The organism is Candidatus Planktophila sp., from assembly GCA_030681675.1.
Classification (GTDB): domain Bacteria; phylum Actinomycetota; class Actinomycetes; order Nanopelagicales; family Nanopelagicaceae; genus Planktophila.
Window position 1 is genome coordinate 1 of sequence record JAUXRP010000038.1, and the last position, 7,558, is coordinate 7,558.

The window sequence follows — 7,558 nt, forward strand, 5'->3', positions numbered from 1 at the left end:
GTAATATAGGGCTCTAAATACCGCTTCCATAATCCTTGGGGGTTTGTGCCGTTAGACTTTGGCTCTAATCTCTTTAAGGGGGAATTTCGTGAAAGCGGTAATTCTTGCAGGTGGTTTAGGAACGCGTCTTCGTGAAGAGACCGAGTTTCGTCCAAAGCCGATGGTAGAAATCGGTGGACGCCCAATTCTCTGGCACATTATGAAAACCCTTTCAACGCAGGGCATCAATGAGTTTGTAATCTGCCTTGGCTATAAGGGTGACTTTATTAAGGATTTCTTCATCAATTATGAGGCCCGTACTCATGACATCACCGTAAAGCTAGGTGAAAATGAAGGGCTAGTTCAGCATGCTAAATCGAACAAGGAAAATTGGACGGTAACTCTTGCAAATACAGGATTGACGACTATGACGGGCGGGCGAATCCACACCATAAAGCAGTATGTTGAGGGCGAAAAGTTTCTGTGTACATATGGCGATGGCGTTGCCGATATCGATCTAAAAGCTTTAACAACCTTCCATGAATCCCATGGAAAAATCGCCACGGTCACAGCAGTGCGCCCTACAAATCGATTTGGGGCGATGCAGATAGATGAAAACGAGACGGTCACAGAGTTTGCTGAAAAGCCGCAGGCTGAAAAGTGGGTAAACGGCGGCTACTTTATTTTTGAGCCAGGGATCTTTGACTACCTAGATTCCGAGTGCGTGTTAGAGAAAGGACCGCTTGAAAACCTTGCTAAGAAAGGTGAGTTGAAATCCTTTAAGCATGAGGGTTTCTGGCAGCCAATGGATACGTTCCGTGAATCCCAAGAGCTCAATGAACTGTGGAGCAACAACGAGGCCCCTTGGAAAATTTGGTGATCTAGTTCTATGGCTAATTTTTTAAAAGATTACTCGGGCAAAAAAATTCTGGTAACCGGGCACACGGGCTTTAAAGGCGCATGGTTATCTAGAATTTTAGTTTTAGCTGGTGCAGATGTTTTCGGCTTAGCACTTGAGGCAGAGACTAACTCACTCTTCGATGTTGCTGGCGATTTAGGGCTTAAGGAGAGCAGCATTCTCGATATTCGCGATCTCAACGCGGTGGAGAATTACTTTATGACACATCGATTCGACGGAATTTTTCACCTTGCCGCACAGCCTTTAGTGCGCCGCTCATACAAAGAGCCGATTGAAACTTTTGAAACAAATGTTATGGGAACTGCCCACATTCTGAACGCGGCAGTGAGCAATAAGGCCACGCACTGGGTAGTGGCGATTACCACGGACAAGGTCTATAGAAACGTTGAAAAACTAGGCGGATATTCTGAGGATGAACCACTTGGCGGCAGAGATCCATATAGCGCTAGCAAAGCCGCCACAGAGATGGTTGTTTCAGCATGGCAGACGATTGCAAGCCATAGCGATGAGAAAATTTCAATTTGCTCGGCTCGAGCCGGAAATGTGATCGGTGGCGGCGATACTGCAGAGGATCGGTTAATTCCCGATCTAATTCGCGGCTTTCATACCGGTGAAAAAACCATTATTAGAAACCCTGATTCAATTAGACCGTGGCAACATGTTTTAGATCCACTTAACGGGTACTTAACCATGGGATCTGCACTGATTGCAGGCCGCACAATTTCTGGTGCCTTTAACTTTGGCCCAGGCGAGGAATCAAAGTTAACCGTGGCGCAAATGGCTGATTATGCCTGCACACAGTGGGAAGACTCAAAGGGGGTAGATATTCAGATTGATTCGTCGTCCCCACACGAGGCCGGGCTGTTGTGGCTCTCATCAGAGTTAGCCACCAAAGAGTTAGGCTGGAGCAACCGATTTGAAGCCTATGAAGCAATCCGCTGGACTATTGATTGGGAGAAAGAGTCAATGCAGAGCTCGCCATTAGCGGCTTTAGATCGACAAATATTTGAGTTCTACGGAGCACAACGATGAAAAAACTTTCGGTCATCACGCCTTGCTATAACGAAGAGGTAAATGTAGAAATCTGTGCCTCGGAGTTAAAGAAGATTATGCAGGAGCAGTTGCCACATTACGACTACGAACACATTTTTGCCGACAATGCTTCAACGGATTTAACGCTAATCAAGTTGCGTGAAATTGCAGCTGGAGATGAACATGTAAAAGTCATATCTAATAGTCGCAACGTTGGTCCATTTAGAAATATGTGGAACGCAATGAAGAGTGCAACGGGAGATATCGTTGTTCCACAGTTGGCCGCAGATTTACAAGACCCACCATCTGTAATCCCTGAGCTCGTTAAAAATTGGGAGGCAGGCTTTTTAGTTACTTACGGAGTGCGCGCCAAACGGGAAGAATCGTTAGTTATGCGTTTTGCCCGCGGCTTGTATTACCGAATAATCAAAAAGTTTGCAGCCGCCGTAATCCCACTTAACTCAGGTGAGTTTCTGCTTGCGGATAAGAAAGTAATTGACTCGATTTTGGCCGTTGATGACCAGTATCCATACATCAGAGGGTTAATCGCGCAAACCGGAGTGAAGAGCACGTCGGTTCCATATACGTGGGTCAAGCGCGAGCGAGGCAAATCAAAGAACAGTTTTATCTCTCTAATCGATCAGGCAATAAATGGCTTCGTTTCAACGTCACGTGTGCCGGCACGGTTAGCGCTTTTAGGCGGTTTTATTCTTTCATTTCTTGGTTTTGCCTATGCTCTATTTACCGTAATCATGGTTCTAACTTCCGATGGAAGCGCGCCGGTTGGGATTCCAACAATCATCGTCGGAATCTTTTTGATGGGTGGTGTTCAACTGCTTTTCTTAGGACTCATCGGAGAATATATTTTGAGCATTCATGGGCAAGTACGACGAACGCCGCCAATGTTTGAAATCGAGCGTATTAATTTCAAGGAGAGATAGTGGCTAAGAAAAAATATGTTGCACCTAAAGCCGTTCCTCAAGAGACCTTCCCAACACCTATTGCCTTGGGCATTAAAGCCTTTGCACTTACAGGTTCACTTATTTTTATTATTCAACTTCTTCGCGGCTCGGCACAGAGTGAAACTCCTGACAAGGCAATTTACTTATTAGCAATTCTCATTGCCGGAGTATTTCTTCTTCTTGGTTTTTCAAAGTTAAGTAAATCGACTGGTAAATACCTGCATGGATCTTTGGCACTACTTATCACTGCAATAGGAACCGCAGGAATCGAAGAGCATGAACCGATAAATGGAGTGGTGCTCTCAGATCGACTGTGGCTAGGTTTTGGTCCTTACACTTTGATTCTGGCAATACTTATAATGCCCATTGTTTTCAAAATTATTGAATGGCGAACTTTAAATATTGCTTGGAAAGCCGTTCTATCCACGCTATTTCTAATAAATGCAGTTTTAGTAATTCCGAGTTTCTGGCAAAGCGCTGCAACGGTTGTCGATGCAGATCACTCTGAGTATGTGATTAACGAACTTTTGGCTCCAGTTGTTGGGTATTGGCCATACTCAGACTTCATCCCGCAGTACCAAAGTTTTTATGGATTCTTCCTGAAGCCATTTGTAGGTGGAATGAGCGCCAGTCAAATATCGGACGTAGCTTTTATAGCTCTGACCCTCTTAAGTTTTGCTACGCTAATTCTCGGTGTTTTTATTGCGTGGAACGCTATTGATCGCAGATCTGTAGTGTTAGCGACCGGTCTAGTAATTCCCTTCACCGCTTTAACTCAGTTTCCTACACGTGAGGGATATCTTGGCTCTATTGCCGCCTTGCTTTCAGGACTTTCAATCCGAATATTTCCCGGACTTGTCTTAATTGGCCTGTTAATTCTCCTGCTTCGGAAGAGATCAGAGAAAACAACGGTTAAGCGAACAGTTGCATTTCTGGCATTCGGATTTTTATCTGGGGTAACTACTTGGCAGTCTCAAGACTTTGGTATTGCAGCAGTGGTGACCTCATTTTTGGTTATCGCGTATGCAAGCAGTACACGATTTTTGGAGATTAAAAATACGGTCATTGCATTAATTGGCTTTGTTCCAGGGTTCGCTCTGTATCCAATCATCGCCGGTGCTGCCGGTAAAACTATCGACTTTAAATACTTTTTGTTCTTCGCTAGACAGTTTGGCTCTGGTTTCGGAGCTGAGCGAATTCGTACGCCAGGTCCGGTGCTCTTTATTTTGCCGTTAATAGTGCTACTTGTTGTAGTACATGGAATATATGTCTATCGCTCTAAGAAGAGCGCGAGTGAAGCCGGTGACTACTCACTAAACGCTTTAATTGGCTTTGCCTTTGGTCTCTGGTCACTCTTTGGTTTCACGTATTACCTCAACAGATCCTACGCTTCGGGACAGATGCAGATTCTCTTTTTACCACTGAGTATTTCTCTTGCAGCATTTGTTGGAATACTAATTAAGGATCCAATTCGAACTCTAGTATTTGGAAATTTGCAAAAAAGCTTTTTGTTCTCACCACGTGCGATGAAAGAGAAAAACTTTGCCTGGGTTCTTCCATTGCTCCTGATAATTTCTATCCCTTTTGCCTCCCTTTTGCTCACTCCTAATCCAAGCGTTGAGATGAAGCGAATTGATGAGGCGAAAACTGCACCGCGATGGCCAAAGGCAACTATTGTTGCCTCAGTTGCTGACGCGAAAATTGCAGCAAAGTATGCAAAAGATCTAGGTCTGACTATTGGTTTCTTCGGGGCATCCTCTTATTACGTAGAAAGAGAGACTGGAGTTCAATCGTTATCAATTTTAAACTCTCCCTTTGATTTGTTTATGAGTCAGACTACTGCGCAAACTTCGTGCGACTATATAAACACAATTAATCCAGATGTCATTGTCGTCAGCGATGAGGGTACTAATCTCTTTCAGTTTGAAGGTAAAACGCTTTGTAATACATATATTCAACAGGATGCCCCTGGGGTTCGAAGTGGGCATTTTGCCGTCAGAGTTGCAAAGTAAAGGGAGCAAGAGTTAATGGAGATCGCAACCAAGTGTCCAATCTGTGAGCGTTTGGGAAATGCCGTGCCTGTCTACCCGTCAAATGTAGATGCAAGTAGTTTTTCAACAGAGATTTTTTCGGCTCGTAGATTGCCAGATCGACGCCACTATCAATGGGTACGTTGCAATGAATGCACACTTCTACGCTCGGATCCTGTTTTAGATGTTGATTTGGAAAAACTATATGTCGAATCAACTTTCGATTATTCAACTGAGGTTGATGGATTGAAAAAGACATATTTCAACTTAGTAAAGAGAGCTTTAGCCGGAAAAAACTTCAAGAAATCTATCTTTGAAGTTGGTGGGGGAAATGGATTCTTCTTGGAAGCCGCGAAAGATGGTGGTTTTGCTAATGTCGCCGGTGTTGAGCCAAGTACTGAGGCGATTGCCGCGGCACGTTCAGATATAAAGCCATACATGATAGCCAGCATGATGAAAGCAGGAGTGCTGCCAAGTAATTCATTTGAAGTTGGAACCATGTTCCACACATTGGATCATTTAACAGATCCAGTCTCCACGTTAAAGGACTGTATGGGCGCCTTACAAAAAGGTGGAGTATTTATAGTAGCAATTCATAATGAGCGTTCGTGGTCGGCTCGTTTAATGGGAGAGCGCTCACCGATTATCGATGTAGAGCACACCCATCTATATACCCGTAAATCTGGCGAGGCGTTATTTAAGAAGGTTGGTTTTATCGATGTGCGCTCTGGTGCATACAACAACCACTATTCACTTGCCTATATTTTGCATTTAATTCCGATATCGCGAACTTTTCGTAAGCGTGTTTTAGAAAGCTCTGTTGGAACACTTCTTGGAAAAATTAAAGTGGTAGTCCCACTTGGGAACATGTGGGTTGCGGGGACTAAACCCTAAATTCAAAACCTTCCAGACCATACCCAGCGCTTTCTCAGGAAATGGGTGTCTAATTGCTTTATGACCCAGGCAACCCGTATTTATAAGCATTCCAGTGCTGGAACTGATTGGGCGGCCTTACTTCTGGGTGGTGGGCTTGGTTTAACTCTCGCCCTGCAATTAACTACGGTGCGAAAGAGTGATTTTACTACGGTCTATGCAAATGTAGCTTCGCTGTCAAGGCTTCTTGCCCTTGTCGGTACATACTTTGCATTGGTTGGAATTTTGTTAGTCGCTCGAATTCCTTGGATCGAACGCGGCGTCGGTCATGATCGATTGGTGACCTGGCACCGTAAATTAGGTCCGTGGTCGTTGTATGCGATTAGTGCCCATGTTTTACTGGTAATAATCTCTTTTGCAGGTCAAGATTCAATCCCTTTGTATAAAGAGTTATGGGAAATGCTTCTGACATTTGATTGGTTGTGGTTTGCACTCGCTGGATTTTTTTTAATGATATTTGCAGGTGTGACATCATATAAAAAAGCGCGCGCAAAGTTGAGCTATGAAACATGGTGGCTCGTTCACATTTATACCTACTTCGCTATTGCTGCATCTTTTATGCATCAAGTTTTTAATGGCCAAATGTTTATCGGCCATCCACTGAACCGTGCATATTGGAGTTCACTGTATGTGTTGGTGGCATTCTCAATTATGTACTGGCGTTTTGGTGTGCCGCTAATTCGCTCGATGAAAGTTAATTTAAAGATTGAAAAAGTTATTATTGAAGGCCCTGGTGTTATCTCGGTCATTATGAAGGGGCGCAACTTACATAAGTTGGGTGCTCAAGGAGGTCAGTTCTTCGGTTGGCGTTTTTTAGCTCGTGGACATTTTTTAATGTCACATCCTTATTCACTTTCGGCGGCACCTACTCAGCACTTATTGCGAATCACCGTTAAAGATCTTGGTGATCATTCGCGTTCCTTAGCTTTCCTAAAACCGGGCACACGAGTATTCGTGGAAGGTCCATATGGTGCATTTACAGCGGGGCGAAGCACGAGGCCACATGTGGTTTTGGTAGGCGGCGGAGTTGGAATCACACCAGTGCGTGCCTTAATTGATGAATTCAATGGTGGAGTACAGATGGATCTAATTTATCGTGCATCAAAGCAGGAAGATGTAGTTCTTCGCGAGGAGTTGGATTACTTGGCTTTTAAAAGCGGCGGATCTATTCGTATTCACTACTTAGTGGGCTCTCGCACAGAGCATCCAATGGATGCTGACTCACTGACCGCCCTGGTGCCTCAGTTCGCCGATTCAGATATATACATCTGTGGACCGCAGGCTTTAGTGGATGCGGTACGAAAGGCGGCAGAGGATTCTGGGGTTCCAAAGAACCGCTTCCACGATGAATCCTTCTCCTTTAGTTAGTAGAGGCTCTTAACTAGCGTGAGAGGCAGTGGCGGAAATCCGCAGCTGCAGTTACGGCGGAATTCAGAAAATTCTCAGGTAATCGCGGTTTAGTGCATCACATGGATTTAAACCAGTCTAAGCACTGGGTTTACGAAGGAGTGGATGTATGAAACGTGGACTGCTTATCGCTGGAGGAACACTTGGCGGTCTCGGCGCGGTCATGTCTATTACTCCACCGCAGTTTTCGGCAACCGATTCATTATCTATGGGCGGCATAAGTGCGATCAGTAGCGGGACAGTTGCTTCGACGCCAGCAGCCTCGGCAGCCCCGTCCACGTCACCTGCTGTCTCAA

General features: G+C 44.8%; 7 protein-coding genes. All 7 read left to right on the plus strand.

Features of this window, described 5'->3' with window-relative positions:
* Window positions 1-88 precede the first annotated feature (88 nt).
* On the plus strand, window positions 89-859 hold the full coding sequence (gene rfbF, locus Q8K48_06840) for a glucose-1-phosphate cytidylyltransferase (GenBank protein MDP1852113.1): 771 nt from the start codon (window positions 89-91) through the stop codon (window positions 857-859).
* A gap of 9 nt (window positions 860-868) precedes the next feature.
* On the plus strand, window positions 869-1,930 hold the full coding sequence (gene rfbG, locus Q8K48_06845) for a CDP-glucose 4,6-dehydratase (GenBank protein MDP1852114.1): 1,062 nt from the start codon (window positions 869-871) through the stop codon (window positions 1,928-1,930).
* Window positions 1,927-2,871, plus strand: a complete 945-nt coding sequence (locus Q8K48_06850; protein MDP1852115.1) for a glycosyltransferase family 2 protein — start codon at window positions 1,927-1,929, stop codon at window positions 2,869-2,871. The genes rfbG and Q8K48_06850 overlap by 4 nt, the downstream gene beginning before the upstream one ends.
* Window positions 2,871-4,904: a hypothetical protein gene (locus tag Q8K48_06855; GenBank protein ID MDP1852116.1), complete on the plus strand. Its 2,034-nt coding sequence runs from the start codon at window positions 2,871-2,873 to the stop codon at window positions 4,902-4,904. The genes Q8K48_06850 and Q8K48_06855 overlap by 1 nt, the downstream gene beginning before the upstream one ends.
* A gap of 15 nt (window positions 4,905-4,919) precedes the next feature.
* On the plus strand, window positions 4,920-5,816 hold the full coding sequence (locus Q8K48_06860; protein MDP1852117.1) for a class I SAM-dependent methyltransferase: 897 nt from the start codon (window positions 4,920-4,922) through the stop codon (window positions 5,814-5,816).
* Window positions 5,817-5,876: 60 nt separating this feature from the next.
* Window positions 5,877-7,223 (plus strand): ferredoxin reductase family protein, encoded by a 1,347-nt coding sequence (locus tag Q8K48_06865; protein ID MDP1852118.1) that lies wholly within the window; start codon window positions 5,877-5,879, stop codon window positions 7,221-7,223.
* 148 nt (window positions 7,224-7,371) lie between these two features.
* Window positions 7,372-7,558: hypothetical protein (locus Q8K48_06870; protein MDP1852119.1), on the plus strand; the 187-nt coding region annotated here is incomplete at its 3' end.